Below are 15,492 nucleotides of genomic sequence, written 5' to 3'. Positions count from 1 at the left end.
GGCCTTCTAGCCTACTCCTTTTTTGCCGGGGCGCTGTTTTTTTCGATATGTCTGTCGAGAAATTTTTCCACGTCATCCCAGGCTTGGACGCGCTTATTCCGGTGCCCGGATATGTTCTACTAGCCCCGTGCTGCGGCGTCCCGGCGCCGGTGTCAGCCAGCTGACCAGTACGGCGGCGGCCAGGCCGGCTGGCACGCCGAAGATGCCGGCGGAAATGGGCGCGATATGCATCCATTGACCGCTGGCATTGCCGCCCAGCATGGTGCTGGTGTGCAGCATGTAATACAGGCACACGCCAAAGCCGGCCAGCATGCCGGCCAGTGCCCCCTGGTAATTGGCGCGTTTCCAGAACACGCCCAGCACCAGCGGCGGGAACAGGGTCGAGGCGGCCAGGGAAAAGGCCACGCCCACCAGCGACAGGATGTCGGCCGGCTTTTGCGAAGCGGCATAGGCGGCGATGAAGGCCACGGCCAGCAGCAGCAATTTTGAAATCGTCACGCGTTTTTGCGTCGAGGCGCTGGGATCGACCACCTTGTAATAGATGTCGTGCGACAGGGCATTTGAAATGGCCAGCAGCAAGCCGTCGGCCGTCGACAACGCGGCGGCCAGGCCGCCGGCCGCCACCAGGCCGGAAATCACGTAGGGCAGGCCGGCGATCTCGGGCGTGGCCAGCACCAGTACGTCGGCGTCGATGGAAATTTCCGCCAGTTGCACGATGCCGTCGCGGTTGACGTCGACGATGCTGATCAGGGGACTGAATTTGTCCACATTGGCCCAGTACGACACCCAGGTGGGCAAGTTCGCGTATTGCGTGCCTACCAGTGACGAGTAAATGTCGTACTTGACCAGCACGGCCAGCGCGGGAATCGTGAGGTAGATCAACAAGATGAAAAACAGCGCCCAGAAGACGGAGACGCGCGTTTCGTGCACGGACGGCGTGGTGTAGGATCGCATCAGGATATGCGGCAGGGCGGCCGTGCCCAGCATCATGCAAAACACGAGGGCCAGGAAATTGTTGCGCTTAATGTCGGACTGCTCGCGGTCGGCGGCGGGAAACGGCTGCGCATGCGGAATGATCGGCTCGGCGCGTTTCTGGTTCTGCGCCTGCGCGGCCTGCCACAGCACGCGTGCCTCGTCCTGGCTTTTCGGATAGGCGATCAGGTAGCGTTCCGCGTTGCGGATGTCGAATAGCGAGGCATTGCGCTGGCGCAAACTATCGAGCTGGCGCTGGGCCGCCAGGCGGCCGTGCTCCCAGGAAGCGGGCAAGCCGTCGATGCGCGCCTGGTAGCTTTGCGCGCGCTGGCGGAAAATGGCGCGCACTTCGTTTTCTTCCGGGTCCGTTTCCAGCACGTGTTCGCGCGCGCTCAGTTGCGGCAGCACCTTGCCGTAGGCGATCTGCGGTACGGGATTGTCCGCATGCTTGACCGACAGCCACATGGCGGGAATCAGAAAGGCGACCAGGATGATGATGTACTGGGCCACCTGCGTCCAGGTGATGGCGCGCATGCCGCCCAGAAAGGAGCAGACGAGGATGCTGGCCAGGCCCAGGAAGATGCCGACGGAAAAATCCACGCCCGTGAAGCGCGAGGCGATCAGGCCGACGGCGTAGATCTGCGCCACGACATACGTAAACGACACGATGATGGTGGCGGCCACCGCCACCACGCGCACGCTGGCACCCCGTTTGTCGGTGCCGCTGCCGTAGCGGGCGGCGAGGAAATCGGGAATCGTGTACTGGCTGAACTTGCGCAAATAGGGGGCGATCAAGAGCGCCACCAGGCAATAGCCGCCCGTCCAGCCCATGATGAAGGCCAGGCCGTCGAAGCCGTTCAGGTACAGGCCGCCGGCCAGGCTGATGAAGCTGGCCGCCGAAATCCAGTCGGCGGCCGTGGCCATGCCGTTGAACATGGCCGGCACCCGGCGCCCTGCCACATAGTATTCGGTGACGTTCGAGGTGCGGCTGATGACGCCGATGGTGGCGTACAGGGTGATGGTGACCAGCATGAACAGGTAGCCGATCCACGCGCGCGGCATGCCTTCCTGTTCCAGCACCGACAGGGCCAGCAGGAAGGCGGCGAAACCGGCGGTAAACAGCAGGTAGTAGCGGCACAGGCGCGCAAAGAAGCTGCGCTGGCCGCTCATGCGTGCTCCTCGGCATGGAAAGCCTGGTCCAGGCGCCGCATGCGCCAGGCATAGAAGGCGATGATGGCCAGGTAGACCAGCGAGGCGCCCTGGGCCGCCATATAGAAAGGCAGCGGCCAGCCGAACAGGTTCAGATGCAGCAGCTCGCGCGCATAAAATACGGTCAGGAAGCCCGTCAGCAGCCAGATCAGCAGCAGGATGGCCGTCAGGCGTCGCGTCTTGTGCCAGTGCACATCGAGGCGCGCCTGCAGCTCGGGGCTGGGCGTGCGCGCGGGCCGCGCCGGGGGAACGGGCGGGCTCGGCTTATCCATACGTGATGTCATCCTCTTCTGGCGCGTCCGGCAACAGCAGGGCGATGCTCAGGCGCAGCAGGGTGCCCGGCAGCTTCGGCGACTGCGCGCGCGGATTGTTACCAATATCGACTTCGGCGCCATGCTGCAGGGCAATCTCGCGCACGATGGCCAGGCCCAGTCCGCTGCCGTCGACATTGCTGCCGAGAATGCGGTAAAAGCGTTCGAACACGTGCGTCCGCTCTGCCGGCGGTATGCCGGGGCCCGTATCCTCCACTTCCAGGATGGCCAGCTCCAGGGTGCTGCGCACGCGTACCGTGACGCTGCCGCCAGGCGGCGTGTAGCGCAGGGCATTGTCGATCAGATTACTCAGCAGTTCACGCAGCATCATGGCATTGCCGGAAATCATGATCGAGTATGCGGGCTGTTCGAAGCCCAGGTCGATATGCTGGGCAAACGAGGCTTGCACCCAGTCTTGCACCACGCCGCGCGCCAGTTCGCTCAGCTCGATCGGTTCGAACGCCGTGCCTGCCTGCGGCTGGTTTTCCGCGCGCGCCAGGGCCAGCAACTGGTTGACCAGGCGCGTGGCCGCTTCCGAACTTTTCGCCAATTGCAGCAGCGAGCGGTGAATCTCGTCGTGGTCGGTCTGGCGCAGGGCCAGCTCGGATTGCATGCGCATGCCGGCCAGCGGCGTTTTCATCTGGTGCGCGGCATCGGCGATGAAGCGTTTCTGCATGTCGATCGACAGCGATAGCCGCGCGAGCATCTCGTTGAGCGAACCGACCAGTGGCGTGATTTCCTCAGGCACCTGGCCCGATTCGATGGGGGAGAGGTCGTCGGGCGGCCGCGCGCGTATGCGCTCCTGCAATTGCGCCAGCGGCGACAGGCCACGCGCCAGGGCAAACCAGACCAGGGCCAGGATCACCGGCAGGATGATGAACTGTGGCAAGATCACGCCCTTGATGATTTCATTCGCCAACTGGGCGCGCTTTTCCAGTGTCTCGGCCACTTGCACCAGCGTGCGGCGCGGTTCGTCATCGGTGCTGGACGGCATGTCGAGATAGCTGAACGCCACGCGCACGGGCGTGCCGTGGATGGTGTCGTTGCGAAACAGCACCATGCCGCTGCGGTATTTGTCGGGGTCTTGCGGCGGCGGCAAGTCGCGGTCGCCGTCGAGGTATTCGCCGTGCCCGCCTACCACCAGGTAATACAGGGTGTCGACATCGTCGCCGCGCAGGAAGTCACGGCCCTTGTTACTGCTGTTTTTGTCCTGCACGCGGCGCAGCAGCGCGCCGTCGGCCTGCTTGACCTGTTGCGTCAGCACCGTCACGCTATCTTCCAGCGCATGGTCGAACGGTTGATTGGCGATGCCCTTGGCCACCAGGTAGGTGATGGCGATGCTCATCGGCCACAGCAGCAGCAAGGGCGCCAGCATCCAGTCGAGGATTTCGCCAAACAGCGAATGCTCGATGGTGTCATCCTGCTCCGTGGTGGGCGGCTCGAACCAGTCGTCGTCGTCCGCCTCTTCCGCTGGCGCCTCGCGCGCCTTCACTTTGTGGTGGGTCCGCTGGCCGGGCCTGCCGATTCGCCCGCTTCGGCGTTCAGGCGCGCCGCTTCCGAGTATTTTTCCAGACAATAGCCGAGGCCGCGCACGGTGGCGATGCGCACGCCGCCCACCTCGATCTTCTTGCGCAAACGGTGCACATACACTTCGATGGCGTTGTTCGACACTTCTTCGCCCCATTCGCACAGGTGATCGACCAGTTGTTCTTTCGAAACGAGGCGACCGGTGCGGCCCAGCAGGATTTCCAGCAAGCCCAGTTCGCGCGCCGACAGGTCGAGCATCTGATCGTTGATGTAGGCGCTGCGCCCCACCTGGTCGTAGCTGAGGGGGCCGTGCTTGATGACGGTGGCGCCGCCGCCGGCGCCGCGGCGCGTCAGGGCGCGCACTCTTGCCTCCAGTTCCGACAGGGCGAACGGCTTGGCCATATAATCATCGGCACCCAGGTCGAGGCCATTCACGCGTTGTTCGATGGAATCGGCGGCCGTCAGGATCAGCACCGGCAGCAGCGAGGCGCGCGCGCGCAGGCGGCGCAGCACTTCCAGGCCGGACATCTTCGGCAGGCCCAGGTCGAGGATCAGCAGGTCGAATTCCTGGGTGGACAGGGCCGTATCGGCCTCCTGGCCAGTCTTGACGTAGTCGATCGCATAACCGGACTGGCGCAGCGAGCGGGTCAGGCCATCGGCCAGCACGCTGTCATCTTCGGCAAGTAAAATACGCATGGTGCACTTCCTATGCTTGCAACATCAGGACATCTGAAGTCTGTATTGTGTTTCATTTTCCGCAAGGTGGATAGTTTTTGTGAAAAACCAGGGTTGTATTGATCTGTTTCAAAACAAATCCATGTTCCGCTTGCATTGATCACTGTTTTTTTATACAGTACTGTCTGTGTAAAGAATTTAACCCACTGGCGCTATCGCAGGCTGCAGGATTCAAATGGATCTGCAACTGTAGAACGGCTGAAAGAACATATGGACGATAAAAAAGCTGTAATACCCGCATCGGAAAAAGCCAAGGCGCTTGCCGCCGCACTGGCGCAGATCGAGAAGCAGTTTGGCAAAGGTTCGGTCATGCGCATGGATGCCAGCGCGGTGATCGAAGAAGTGCAAGTCGTGTCGACCGGTTCGCTCGGCCTCGATATCGCGCTGGGCGTGGGCGGCTTGCCGCGCGGCCGCGTGGTGGAAATCTACGGTCCGGAATCGTCGGGTAAAACCACCTTGACCCTGCAAACCATTGCTGAAATGCAAAAACTGGGCGGCACTTGCGCCTTTATCGATGCCGAGCATGCGCTGGACGTCGGTTACGCGCAAAAGCTGGGCGTGAACCTGCACGAATTGCTGATCTCGCAACCGGATACGGGCGAGCAGGCGCTGGAAATCTGCGACGCCCTCGTGCGTTCGGGCAGCGTCGACCTGGTGGTCATCGACTCCGTGGCCGCACTGACGCCACGCGCCGAGATCGAAGGCGACATGGGCGATTCCCTGCCAGGCTTGCAAGCGCGTCTGATGTCGCAAGCCCTGCGTAAATTGACCGGTTCCATCAACCGCACGAATACCCTGGTCATCTTCATCAACCAGATCCGCATGAAGATCGGCGTGATGTTCGGCAGTCCTGAAACGACCACCGGCGGCAATGCGCTGAAATTCTATGCCTCCGTGCGCCTCGACATCCGCCGCACCGGTTCGATCAAGTCCGGCGATGAAGTGATCGGCAACGAAACCAAGGTCAAGGTCGTCAAGAACAAGATCGCGCCACCGTTCAAGGAAGCGCACTTTGACATCCTGTACGGCGCCGGCACCTCGCGCGAAGGCGAAATCCTGGACCTGGGTTCGGATGCCAAGATCGTCGAGAAATCCGGTTCGTGGTACAGCTACAACGGCGAACGCATCGGCCAGGGCAAGGACAACGCCCGTGCCTTCCTGCAAGAGCGTCCGGCGCTGGCACGCGAAATCGAAAACAAGGTCCGCGCTTCGCTGGGCGTGCGCGAACTGCCACCGCTGGCTGCTGAAAAGCCGGAAAAAGCGGATAAAGCCGCAGACAAGGCTGCCAAGGCGGAAGCCAAGGCTGCCGAGTAAGCTGCCATCAGCCATCATTCGCGCTTGCGGATGATGGCTGGCAAGGTGTGACCATGATCGCCGTTCCGCGCTGTTGCGCCGGGCGGCGATTGTGTTTGGGTGGTGTGATCGTGGAATGAAAGACAAGGTGGGGTGTATGGCCGCAGTACAACTAAGCCTGAAAGGCAGGGCGCTACGTTTTTTGTCGATGCGCGAACACAGCCGCATGGAATTGCGGCGCAAGCTGCAACGGCATGCGCAGGAGGGCGACGATGTGGAAGCCTTGCTCGACAGCCTGGAGCAAGCCAACTGGCTGTCGCAGGAACGCTTTTCCGAGTCGCTGATCCACCGCCGCTCGGCCCGCTTCGGCAATAGCCGCATCATGGCGGAATTACAAAGCCATGGCATAGGCGGCGAAGCGCTGCAGGAACTCAAGGCGGGCCTGGCCGAAGGCGAAACCGCGCGCGCCTGCGAAGTGTGGCGCCGCAAATTCGGTGAAGTGGCGCAGGATGCCGAACAGCGCAATAAGCAGATGCGCTTCCTGATGCAGCGCGGCTTTTCGCAGCGCGCCGTGCAGGTGGCCTTGAAAGGACTGGAGCCCGACGACGAGTAATATTTATTAACTGGACAGCAAGGATCAGTTATTCTGCCCAATTGCTGCTGCGCATGTTGCGTCCCAGCTTTTTTACTTGATATACGGGACACCTGATGAGCAATTGGCATGCCGGCTACACGGCCGAAACGGCCTACACCTACGGCTATTACACGGAATTGAACCCCTTGCGCATACAGTTGTTGCTGCTGAGCTGGGGCATACAGCCGCCGAAGGTCAGCACCGCATGCGAACTCGGGTTTGGTCAGGGCGTGACCGTCAATATCCATGCCGCAGCGTCCAGCACACGCTGGTATGGCACTGATTTCAATCCGGCCCAGACCGCCTTTGCGCAGGAACTGGCCGAGGTCTCCGGCAATGGCGCCGTGCTGTCGGAGCAATCGTTCCAGGATTTTTGCGCCCGCACCGACCTGCCTGACTTCGATTTCATCGCCCTGCACGGTATCTGGAGCTGGATATCGCCGGAAAACCAGGCGCATATCGCCGATTTCCTGGCGCGCAAGCTCAAGCCGGGTGGCGTGCTGTACATCAGTTACAACACGCAGGCGGGCTGGGCGGCGATGGCGCCGATCCGCGACCTGATGGAGCAGCACAGCCGCGTGCTGAGCGCGCCGGGGCAGGATTCCTTGACGCGCGTGGGCAGCGCGCTATCCTTTGTCAACCGCATGATGGAGACCAAGCCGCGCTACCTGCTGGCCAATCCCACCATCGCCCTGCGGCTGCAACAGCTCGGTGAGCAGGATCCGAATTATCTGTCCCACGAATACTTCAATCATTACTGGCAACCGGTATCGTTTTCGGCCATCAAGCCGGTGCTGGCCGGGGTCAAGCTCGAGTTTGCCGGTTCGGCCGCCTACCCCGATCATGTCGCCCCTCTCAATTTCTCGCCCGAACACCTGGCTTTCCTGGCGCAGATTCCGGATGCCACTTTCCGCGAGAACACCGCCGATTTCATGCTGAACAGGCAGTTTCGCCAGGATTACTGGGTCAAGGGCAGCCGCAAGCTGAGCGCCCATGAACAGGCTATCGCACTGCGCGCCGTACGCATCCTGCTGGTGGCGCCGGTCGGGCAGATATCCATGAAGGTGACGGGCGCCCTAGGCGAGGCCGATCTGGATCAGGCCGTGTATGGCCCCCTGCTGGAGCTGCTCGGTGACTGCAAGCCCCATACCATAGCCGAACTGCAACAGCGTTTGCCCGCTGACCTGGGCAGCCTGCTGCAGATGCTGCTGGTGCTGGCACATAAAGCCTGCATATCGCCGGTGCAGGATGACGCGGCGATCACACTGGCGCGGCCAGTCACGGCCAGGCTGAACCGGCATCTGCTGGAAAAGGCCCTGGGCCGCACCGACCTGGCCGCGTTGGCCAGTCCGGTGACGGGCGGCGGCGTGGGTGTGTTGCATCTGCAACAGTTGTTCCTGCTGGCCAGGCTGGAAGGGCATCAGGAGCCCGACACCTGGGCGGCATTTGCCTGGCAGGCTTTCCGCGCACTGCAGCAAACCATGGTGCGCAATGGCACAGTGCTGACGACGGAAGAAGACAACCTGGCCGAACTGGCCGTGCAGGCGGAAAGTTTCCGCGTCACCGTGCTGCCCATCCTGCAGGCGCTGGGCGTGGCCGATTGATACGGATGCCGAAGCACCGCGCGGCGTGGCAATGGCAGTGATTTTTATGATATCAATCATTCGTTTTGTGAATGACTTCATGAAAATCACTGTTTCTATTTATAATTTGAAATGTTTTTATCGAAGCAATGAAAAATTATGTTGCGGCGCAACCAGCGCCCAATGTGCTACACTTTTAGGGTTTTTGCGGCGCCGCAGGTGCGGTTGCTGTTCGTAGAAGCTGCGAACAGCGTGCTTTATGCACATGGCTGCTTACTAAATTATGGCCGCGCAAGCGGCATCGGTCTTATGCCCCTGTCAACTCCCGTATCCCGGCGCGCCCTACGGCACTCCCGCGTTATCGACGTCCAAGCGTATATGCGCGACGACGGCCTGTGGGATATTGACGCCCGTATCACCGATATCAAAAGCTATGACGCGATGCTGGCCTCCGGCCCCCGTCCCGCCGGTACTCCCCTGCATGACCTTCATTTACGCATTACCGTCGATCGCGAACTGACCATCGTCGAGGCCGAAGCTGCCTCCGATGCCGTACCCTATCCCGGTTTTTGCGATACCATCGGCCCCGCTTACAGGGCGCTGATCGGTCTGAATTTATTGAAGAATTTCCGCCGCGACTTGAAACAGCGCCTGGCGGGAATCGCCGGTTGTACCCATTTGACCGAATTGGCGCAAGTCTTGCCGACTGCGACAGTTCAGGCATTTGCCGGCGATGTCTGGTCGACCCGCGACGGTGAGAATGCTGATTTGCCGCATGAAAAGCCGTTTCAACTCGACAAATGCCACGCCCTGCGCACCGATGGCGGGGCGGTTGCACGGTATTACCCGCGCTGGGTAGCCAAAGCGTGATCCCGGCGCTATTTTTCCTGTTTTTTTTGCACCACTAACCGTATTTTTACACATCAGTATCAGAAGGGAAGCCAGCATGAAAATCCATGAGTATCAAGCCAAAGAAATCCTCCGGCAGTATGGAGTGACGGTACCACGCGGTATTCCGTGCATGTCCGTCGACGAAGCCGTCAAGGCTGCGGAAACCCTGGGTGGCCCGGTGTGGGTCGTCAAGGCGCAGATTCACGCAGGTGGCCGCGGCAAGGGCGGCGGCGTGAAAGTGGCAAAATCGATCGAACAGGTCAAGGAATACGCTGACCAGATCATGGGCATGCAGCTGATCACGCACCAGACCAGCGCCGAAGGCCAGAAAGTCAACCGCCTGCTGGTGGAAGAAGGCGCCGACATCAAACAAGAACTGTACGTTTCGCTGGTCACCGACCGCGTTACCCAGAAAATCGTCCTGATGGCTTCCTCCGAAGGCGGCATGGACATTGAAGAAGTGGCCGAGAGCCACCCTGAGAAGATCCATCACGTGACCATCGAGCCTAGCGTTGGCCTGACCAATGCCCAGGCAGACGACATCGCGACCAAAATCGGCGTGCCTGCCGGTTCCATCGTCGATGCCCGCGTCAACCTGCAAGGCCTGTACAAAGCATACTGGGAAACCGATTGCTCGCTGGCCGAGATCAATCCGCTGATCGTCACCGGCAGCGGCAAAGTCATCGCCCTGGACGCCAAGTTCAACTTTGACCCGAACGCGCTGTTCCGTCATCCGGAAATCGTCGCCCTGCGCGATCTGGACGAAGAAGATCCAGCTGAAATCGAAGCGTCGAAATTCGACCTGGCCTACATCTCGCTCGACGGCAACATCGGTTGCCTGGTGAACGGTGCCGGCCTGGCCATGGCCACCATGGACACCATCAAGCTGTTTGGCGGCGAGCCAGCCAACTTCCTGGACGTCGGCGGCGGTGCCACGGCAGAAAAAGTGACCGAAGCGTTCAAGATCATGCTGAAAAACCCAGGCCTGAAAGCCATCCTGGTGAACATTTTCGGCGGCATCATGCGTTGCGACGTGATCGCTGAAGGCGTTATCGCCGCAGTGAAAGCTGTCTCGCTGAACGTACCGCTGGTCGTGCGCATGAAGGGCACCAACGAAGACCTGGGCAAAAAGATGCTGGCCGACTCCGGTCTGCCTATCATCGCAGCCGACACCATGGAAGATGCAGCAAAGAGCGTCGTCGCCGCCGCTGCTGGTCAAGCTTAATTAAGGAATCAACATGTCCATTCTGATCAATAAAGATACCAAAGTCGTAACCCAAGGGATCACCGGCAAGACCGGCCAGTTCCACACCCGCGGTTGCCGCGACTACGCGAACGGCAAAGCTGCCTTCGTGGCAGGCGTGAACCCGAAGAAAGCCGGCGAAGACTTCGAAGGCATTCCTATTTTCGCTAGCGTGACCGAAGCGAAAAAAGAAACCGGCGCCAACGTTTCCGTGATCTACGTGCCGCCAGCAGGCGCGGCAGCGGCGATCTGGGAAGCTGTTGAAGCTGAAATGGATCTGGCCATTTGCATCACCGAAGGCATTCCTGTCCGTGACATGATGGCCTTGAAAGACCGTATGGCCAAGTCGGGCAGCAAAACCTTGCTGCTGGGCCCTAACTGCCCAGGCTTGATCACGCCAGACGAAATCAAGATCGGCATCATGCCAGGTCATATCCATAAAAAAGGCAGCATCGGCGTGGTGTCGCGTTCGGGCACCCTGACCTATGAAGCAGTAGGTCAGCTGACCGCACTGGGCCTGGGTCAATCGTCGGCAGTCGGCATCGGCGGCGACCCGATCAACGGTCTGAAGCACATCGACATCATGAAGATGTTCAACGACGATCCTGATACCGACGCGGTCATCATGATCGGCGAAATCGGTGGTCCGGACGAAGCCAACGCGGCGTATTGGATCAAAGACAACATGAAAAAACCGGTCGTTGGCTTCATCGCTGGCGTCACCGCTCCTCCAGGCAAGCGCATGGGCCACGCCGGCGCGCTGATCTCGGGCGGTGCCGATACGGCACAAGCCAAGCTGGAAATCATGGAAGCTTGCGGCATCACCGTGACCAAAAACCCGTCGGAAATGGCGCGTCTGCTGAAAGCCATGCTGTAATTCCAGCCAGGTTCACGTAGTACCAAAAAGGAGCTTCGGCTCCTTTTTTTTCGTCCGCAAGACAGGCCGCTTCCCGGCCTGGGCCGACAGCGTTGGTCCGAACCTGCCCAAATGTGTCGCTTTTCTTTCCATGTGTACCGCCGCCGCCCGGGCGCACCGCTGGCATGGCGCTTGCATCGTAGCTGGCTTGAGCAACGGTACCATGGGAGGAGACTATGCGCGCGCAGAGCGGATTTACCTTGATAGAACTGATGATCGTGGTGGCCATCGCCGGCATCCTGGCGGCCGTGGCCATTCCCCAGTACGGCGACTATACGATGCGGGCCAAGGTCAGCAACGTGCTGGCGGCGGCCGCGCCCCTGAAGACAGCCGTGGCCCTGTGCGTGCAGGAAAACGGAGGCCTGGCGACCGCTTGCAGCACTCCCACCCAGGCCGTGCCCAGCGCTATCCCCATCTTTAGCCCGACGCGCGAAGTGGCCGGCGCCAAGGTCGACAAGGGCAATATCGAGCTGACGCTGGCGGGCGACATGGGCAGCGGCATGGGGGGCCAGACGGTGAGCATGGAGTTGCAGCTTGGCACCAGCAGCCTGAGCTGGTTTAACAGCACCAGCGTGACGAATGCGGCGGTCAAGGAAGCCATTACCAGGAATAATATTTCCAAGGTGGTGGCGACGCAGTGAGCGGCGCATGCCGCGCCCGTGTCAGACGATTTTTTGCCGGTCCGCGATCAGCGCTTCATAGGTGAGGTTTTGCAGCAGGGTGTAGTGGGTCGGTTCCAGGTCGATGAATTGCACGCCATACGTATAGATTTCAGCGACGTTGGCGGTATTGCCGTTCGACGGCTTGCCCACGCTGACGTTCTGGATGCGCGCGCGCGTATTGACGCGCATCTGATGCTTGTTCGGCTGCACCAGCAGGGTAAAGCTGAGCGCGACGCCCTCGTCATCGGGCGTGAGCATGCTGGGCGCCTCGATCAGCGCCCCCGAGACGCTGAGGTTGACGATGAACACGGGCACGGCCGCCACGTCGCGGTAGCTCAGCTGCGCCGGAATGTCCACTTTCACGCGCATGGCCGTGCGCAGGCTGGTGCCCTGGATGGCATCGGGAAAGCTCAGGTGCACATAATTGAGCGGGCGGCCGAAGATGCGCAGCACGCTGCACGCAAACGAACACACGGTGACGCCGGAAAACACGCGGATGGTCAGCTTGTCGCCCTCGTTGAGCACGATGGACGCACCGCTTTCCATCGGGATCTTGACGATCAGGTACTCGTCTTTCACATAGCCGATCAGGGTCGAGAAATGCTGGATGGGTTTGATGGTGCGGTGCGTAATGAACTGGATGCGTCCGCCCACCTGCAGATTCATGGCCTCGAATTCGAAGTCTTGGAGCTTGTTTTCCGCTGCGGGCTTGTTGCTTGTCATGCGATGCTCATCTTGATATTGTCGACTCGCAGTATGCATGATTTCTTGATGAAAAAGCACCTATATCAATGAAATTCATATTGGCATCGACTGTGCCATGTGCGCGTGCCGGGTGGCGGTTCAGGCTTTACAATTACGTCAATATTGACGAATGTAAATTTTATGCTGCGCAGCTACTTCTGGACGATGTTGTTATTGATCCTGCATCAGGTCGATGCGGCCTACTGGCGCGAATGGGAAATGTTCCATGTGCCGGGCGGCATACAGGGTTTCCTGGTGTTTAACCTGGCGGCGATTGTCCTGGTACTGGTGGGTTACCGGCATGTGTTGCTTGGCACCACGCACGCACGGCGTTACGCGGCCGTGTGCGCCGCGCTGGGCGTGGGAACCTGTCTGATCCATGCCGGCTTTGCGCTGGCAGGGCTGGAGCAGTTTCACCTGCCCCTGTCGATGGCCATCATCGTGCTGTGCCTGGCCAGTGCCGTCTGGCTGCTGTGCGACGTGCGCCGCGCCAAGGGCTAGCTGGCGCGCCAGGCTGCATAGTTACAGCTCGGCGTGCCAATCGCCCGACTTGCCGCCATGTTTTTCCAGCACGCGCACATTCGTCATGACCATGCCCCGGTCGACTGCCTTGCACATGTCGTAGATCGTCAACAAGCCGATTTGCACGGAAGTGAGCGCTTCCATTTCCACGCCCGTCTTGCCCGTGGTCTCGACTTGGGCGCGGCAGTGCACGCTGTTGGCTGCTACCTCCACTTCGAAGTCGACGGTGACGCGCGTGAGGGCCAGCGGGTGGCACAGGGGAATCAGGTCGCTGGTGCGCTTGGCGCCCATGATGGCGGCGATGCGGGCGATGCCCAGCACGTCGCCTTTCTTGGCGTTGCCGGAAATAATCAAGGCCAGGGTGGCGGGCTGCATGCGGATGGTGCCGGCGGCCACGGCGCTGCGGCGCGTGTCTTCCTTGCTGCCCACGTCCACCATATGGGCCTGGCCCGTGGCGTCGAAATGGCTCAGTTCCCCGGCGGGGGCTTGCTTGTCTGCTGTTGTCATGGCGTCAAAATAGGTGAGGAGTGGGGCGCGGCACGCGTGGGAATGGGCGCCGCTAACAAGGTATGATAGCACCCGTGAATTCAAAAACTCCCCTTCCGATCGTACTTGAAAACGCCGCTGCGGCCTGGTTGCGCCGCTCCCGGCGCGCATCCATGCTGGCTGCATTGTGGCTGGCGGCGCCGTTTGCGCTAGCGCAAACCTATACGTCCGCGCAGGCGGCGCCAGCCCCCAGTGCGCCCGCCAAGCCGGCCAGCAGCTGGACGCCGCTGGCCGTGCCGCCGGCGCCGAACCTGCCGAACCTGGGCGATACCTCGCGCGAAGACCTGTCGCCGGCGATGGAGCGCAAGATCGGCGAGGAAATCATGCGCGGCATTCGCGGCGACCGCGATTATCTCGACGATGCCCCCTTGCTGGAATACCTGAATACCTTCGGCAACGCCCTCGTGGCGGCGCGTCCCAGCGTGCGCGGCGAAACGAATTACGACTATTTCTTCTTTGCCGTGCGCGATCCCCAGTTGAACGCGTTTGCCTTGCCCGGCGGCTTCATCGGCGTGCACTCGGCGCTGGTGCTGGCGGCGCAAACGGAGGCGGAACTGGCGTCCGTGCTGTCGCACGAGATCGGCCACGTGGCGCAGCGCCATATCGCGCGCATGCTGGGCCAGCAGCGCCAGGATGCCCTGATGCCGCTGGCGGCCATGTTGCTGGCGGCGCTCGCATCGCGCGCGGGCGGCGATGTGGCGCTGGGCGTGTTTGCCGCCGGCCAGGGCCTGGCCATCCAGCGCCAGCTCAATTTCGGCCGCGATGCCGAACGCGAGGCCGACCGCATCGGTTTCCAGATCATGGGCGAAGCCGGTTTCGATACCACCGGCATGGTGGCCTTCTTCGGCCGCATGCAGGCGGCCAGCCGTTCGTACAGCGACCTGATGCCCGCCTATCTGCAGACGCACCCGCTGACGACGGAGCGCATCGCCGACATCCAGGCGCGCATCCGCGAGCAGCCCTACAAGCAGCGTCCGGACAGCCTGAGTTTCCACCTGGCCCGCGCGCGCGCGCGCGTGCTGCAGGATGAAAGCGTGCAAGGCCTGCTGAATGCCAGGGCCGTCTTCAAGACGCAGCTGGAACAGCAAAGCCGTTTCCAGGTGGTGGCCGCCCATTACGGCTTGTCCTTTGTCGCCGTCAAGCAGGGCAAGCCGGCTGATGCGCAGAAGGAACTCGATGCGGCCAATGCCGCCCTGCACCAGCCGGCAGGGCCGAATGTGTTTACCTCGGGCGGCACGCAGGCCCCCAATTCGCTGCTGGCGGCGATGGGGCTGGAAGTGCTGCTGATGCCGGCGCAGAAGAAGGAGGTGGCGCAGCAAGCCCTGAAGGCGGCGGACGCGGCGCGCCAGCAGTTTCCCCTCTCGCGCGGCATTGCCCATCAGTATGCGGAAGCATTGATGGCTGCCGGCAAGCTGGAGCCGGCCACCTTGTACCTGCGCGACCAGGTGCAGCTCTACAAGGAAGAGCCGGAACTGTATGATTTATTGGCGAAATCCTATGCGGACCAGGGCAAGATGACCTTGCAGCACATGGCGCTGGCCGAATCCTACGTGCTGCAGGGGGCCACGATGGCCGCGCTGGACCAGCTGACGATCGCCCGCAAATCGACGGATGCGACTTTTTATGACCAGGCCGTGATCGATGCGCGCGAGCGCGAACTGCAGGAAAAGCGCCGCGAACAGATCAAGGACCAGAAGGGCTAGC

Annotated in this window: 15 protein-coding genes; 9 read left to right on the top strand and 6 right to left on the bottom strand. The window is 61.3% G+C overall.

Features of this window, described 5'->3' with window-relative positions; translation table 11 throughout:
- Positions 1–93: 93 nt before the first annotated feature.
- The 4 genes from CSZ94_RS09470 to CSZ94_RS09455 are packed head-to-tail and all read right to left on the bottom strand — an operon-like array spanning position 94 to position 4,715.
- On the bottom strand, positions 94–2,142 hold the full coding sequence (locus tag CSZ94_RS09470; RefSeq protein ID WP_102121263.1) for a sodium:solute symporter family protein: 2,049 nt from the start codon (positions 2,140–2,142) through the stop codon (positions 94–96).
- A complete protein-coding gene (locus tag CSZ94_RS09465) occupies positions 2,139–2,453 on the bottom strand; it encodes a DUF4212 domain-containing protein (RefSeq protein ID WP_102121262.1) in 315 nt (104 codons plus the stop codon). Before CSZ94_RS09465 ends, CSZ94_RS09470 begins: the two co-directional genes overlap by 4 nt.
- A complete protein-coding gene (locus CSZ94_RS09460; RefSeq protein WP_258000885.1) occupies positions 2,446–3,984 on the bottom strand; it encodes a sensor histidine kinase in 1,539 nt (512 codons plus the stop codon). Before CSZ94_RS09460 ends, CSZ94_RS09465 begins: the two co-directional genes overlap by 8 nt.
- Entirely contained in the window at positions 3,981–4,715 is a 735-nt protein-coding gene (locus CSZ94_RS09455) for a response regulator (protein WP_102121261.1), read from the bottom strand. Before CSZ94_RS09455 ends, CSZ94_RS09460 begins: the two co-directional genes overlap by 4 nt.
- 249 nt (positions 4,716–4,964) lie before the next feature.
- Between CSZ94_RS09455 and recA the strand changes: the two genes are divergently transcribed.
- The 7 genes from recA (at position 4,965) to CSZ94_RS09420 (ending at position 11,955) form a co-directional block, all read left to right on the top strand.
- Positions 4,965–6,068, top strand: coding sequence for a recombinase RecA (gene recA, locus CSZ94_RS09450; protein ID WP_102121260.1), 1,104 nt, complete (start codon positions 4,965–4,967; stop codon positions 6,066–6,068).
- Between the two features lie 136 nt (positions 6,069–6,204).
- The gene (gene recX / locus CSZ94_RS09445) at positions 6,205–6,660 is read left to right on the top strand and encodes a recombination regulator RecX (RefSeq protein ID WP_102121259.1); all 456 of its coding nucleotides are present in this window, start codon (positions 6,205–6,207) and stop codon (positions 6,658–6,660) included.
- A gap of 95 nt (positions 6,661–6,755) precedes the next feature.
- Positions 6,756–8,285, top strand: coding sequence for a class I SAM-dependent methyltransferase (locus tag CSZ94_RS09440; protein WP_102121258.1), 1,530 nt, complete (start codon positions 6,756–6,758; stop codon positions 8,283–8,285).
- Between the two features lie 288 nt (positions 8,286–8,573).
- Entirely contained in the window at positions 8,574–9,134 is a 561-nt protein-coding gene (locus tag CSZ94_RS09435) for a DUF2889 domain-containing protein (protein WP_102121311.1), read from the top strand.
- Between the two features lie 76 nt (positions 9,135–9,210).
- Complete coding sequence (gene sucC, locus CSZ94_RS09430; RefSeq protein ID WP_102121257.1) at positions 9,211–10,380, top strand: ADP-forming succinate--CoA ligase subunit beta; 1,170 nt, start codon at positions 9,211–9,213, stop codon at positions 10,378–10,380.
- A gap of 13 nt (positions 10,381–10,393) precedes the next feature.
- Entirely contained in the window at positions 10,394–11,275 is an 882-nt protein-coding gene (gene sucD / locus CSZ94_RS09425; protein WP_102121256.1) for a succinate--CoA ligase subunit alpha, read from the top strand.
- 215 nt (positions 11,276–11,490) lie between these two features.
- Positions 11,491–11,955, top strand: coding sequence for a pilin (locus CSZ94_RS09420; RefSeq protein WP_102121255.1), 465 nt, complete (start codon positions 11,491–11,493; stop codon positions 11,953–11,955).
- Positions 11,956–11,976: 21 nt separating this feature from the next.
- Here the strand turns inward: CSZ94_RS09420 and CSZ94_RS09415 are convergent, their stop codons facing one another.
- Positions 11,977–12,699, bottom strand: coding sequence for a flagellar brake protein (locus CSZ94_RS09415; protein ID WP_102121254.1), 723 nt, complete (start codon positions 12,697–12,699; stop codon positions 11,977–11,979).
- 162 nt (positions 12,700–12,861) lie between these two features.
- On the opposite strand from CSZ94_RS09415, the gene CSZ94_RS09410 reads away from it, so the two are divergent.
- Positions 12,862–13,221 (top strand): DUF6713 family protein, encoded by a 360-nt coding sequence (locus CSZ94_RS09410; protein WP_102121253.1) that lies wholly within the window; start codon positions 12,862–12,864, stop codon positions 13,219–13,221.
- A gap of 21 nt (positions 13,222–13,242) precedes the next feature.
- Here the strand turns inward: CSZ94_RS09410 and moaC are convergent, their stop codons facing one another.
- The gene (moaC, locus tag CSZ94_RS09405) at positions 13,243–13,749 is read right to left on the bottom strand and encodes a cyclic pyranopterin monophosphate synthase MoaC (RefSeq protein WP_102121252.1); all 507 of its coding nucleotides are present in this window, start codon (positions 13,747–13,749) and stop codon (positions 13,243–13,245) included.
- Positions 13,750–13,901: 152 nt separating this feature from the next.
- Between moaC and CSZ94_RS09400 the strand changes: the two genes are divergently transcribed.
- Positions 13,902–15,491 carry a beta-barrel assembly-enhancing protease gene (locus CSZ94_RS09400; protein ID WP_102121251.1) on the top strand — a complete coding sequence of 530 codons (1,590 nt, stop codon included), beginning with the start codon at positions 13,902–13,904 and terminating at the stop codon, positions 15,489–15,491.
- Position 15,492: the final 1 nt, after the last annotated feature.

The organism is Janthinobacterium sp. ROICE36, from assembly GCF_002869965.1.
GTDB lineage: Bacteria > Pseudomonadota > Gammaproteobacteria > Burkholderiales > Burkholderiaceae_D > Janthinobacterium.
Note: the sequence above shows the minus strand (reverse complement) of the source record. Positions and strands in the feature narration are given on the sequence as shown.

Coding starts and splice junctions, on each gene's coding strand:
- CSZ94_RS09415 (WP_102121254.1), bottom strand. CDS start 12,699: ATGACAAGCAACAAGCCCGCAGCGGAAAACAAGCTCCAAGACTTCGAA.
- CSZ94_RS09465 (WP_102121262.1), bottom strand. CDS start 2,453: ATGGATAAGCCGAGCCCGCCCGTTCCCCCGGCGCGGCCCGCGCGCACG.
- CSZ94_RS09455 (WP_102121261.1), bottom strand. CDS start 4,715: ATGCGTATTTTACTTGCCGAAGATGACAGCGTGCTGGCCGATGGCCTG.
- CSZ94_RS09400 (WP_102121251.1), top strand. CDS start 13,902: ATGCTGGCTGCATTGTGGCTGGCGGCGCCGTTTGCGCTAGCGCAAACC.
- CSZ94_RS09410 (WP_102121253.1), top strand. CDS start 12,862: ATGCTGCGCAGCTACTTCTGGACGATGTTGTTATTGATCCTGCATCAG.
- moaC (WP_102121252.1), bottom strand. CDS start 13,749: ATGACAACAGCAGACAAGCAAGCCCCCGCCGGGGAACTGAGCCATTTC.
- CSZ94_RS09420 (WP_102121255.1), top strand. CDS start 11,491: ATGCGCGCGCAGAGCGGATTTACCTTGATAGAACTGATGATCGTGGTG.
- CSZ94_RS09470 (WP_102121263.1), bottom strand. CDS start 2,142: ATGAGCGGCCAGCGCAGCTTCTTTGCGCGCCTGTGCCGCTACTACCTG.
- sucD (WP_102121256.1), top strand. CDS start 10,394: ATGTCCATTCTGATCAATAAAGATACCAAAGTCGTAACCCAAGGGATC.
- recX (WP_102121259.1), top strand. CDS start 6,205: ATGGCCGCAGTACAACTAAGCCTGAAAGGCAGGGCGCTACGTTTTTTG.
- CSZ94_RS09435 (WP_102121311.1), top strand. CDS start 8,574: ATGCCCCTGTCAACTCCCGTATCCCGGCGCGCCCTACGGCACTCCCGC.
- CSZ94_RS09440 (WP_102121258.1), top strand. CDS start 6,756: ATGAGCAATTGGCATGCCGGCTACACGGCCGAAACGGCCTACACCTAC.
- recA (WP_102121260.1), top strand. CDS start 4,965: ATGGACGATAAAAAAGCTGTAATACCCGCATCGGAAAAAGCCAAGGCG.
- sucC (WP_102121257.1), top strand. CDS start 9,211: ATGAAAATCCATGAGTATCAAGCCAAAGAAATCCTCCGGCAGTATGGA.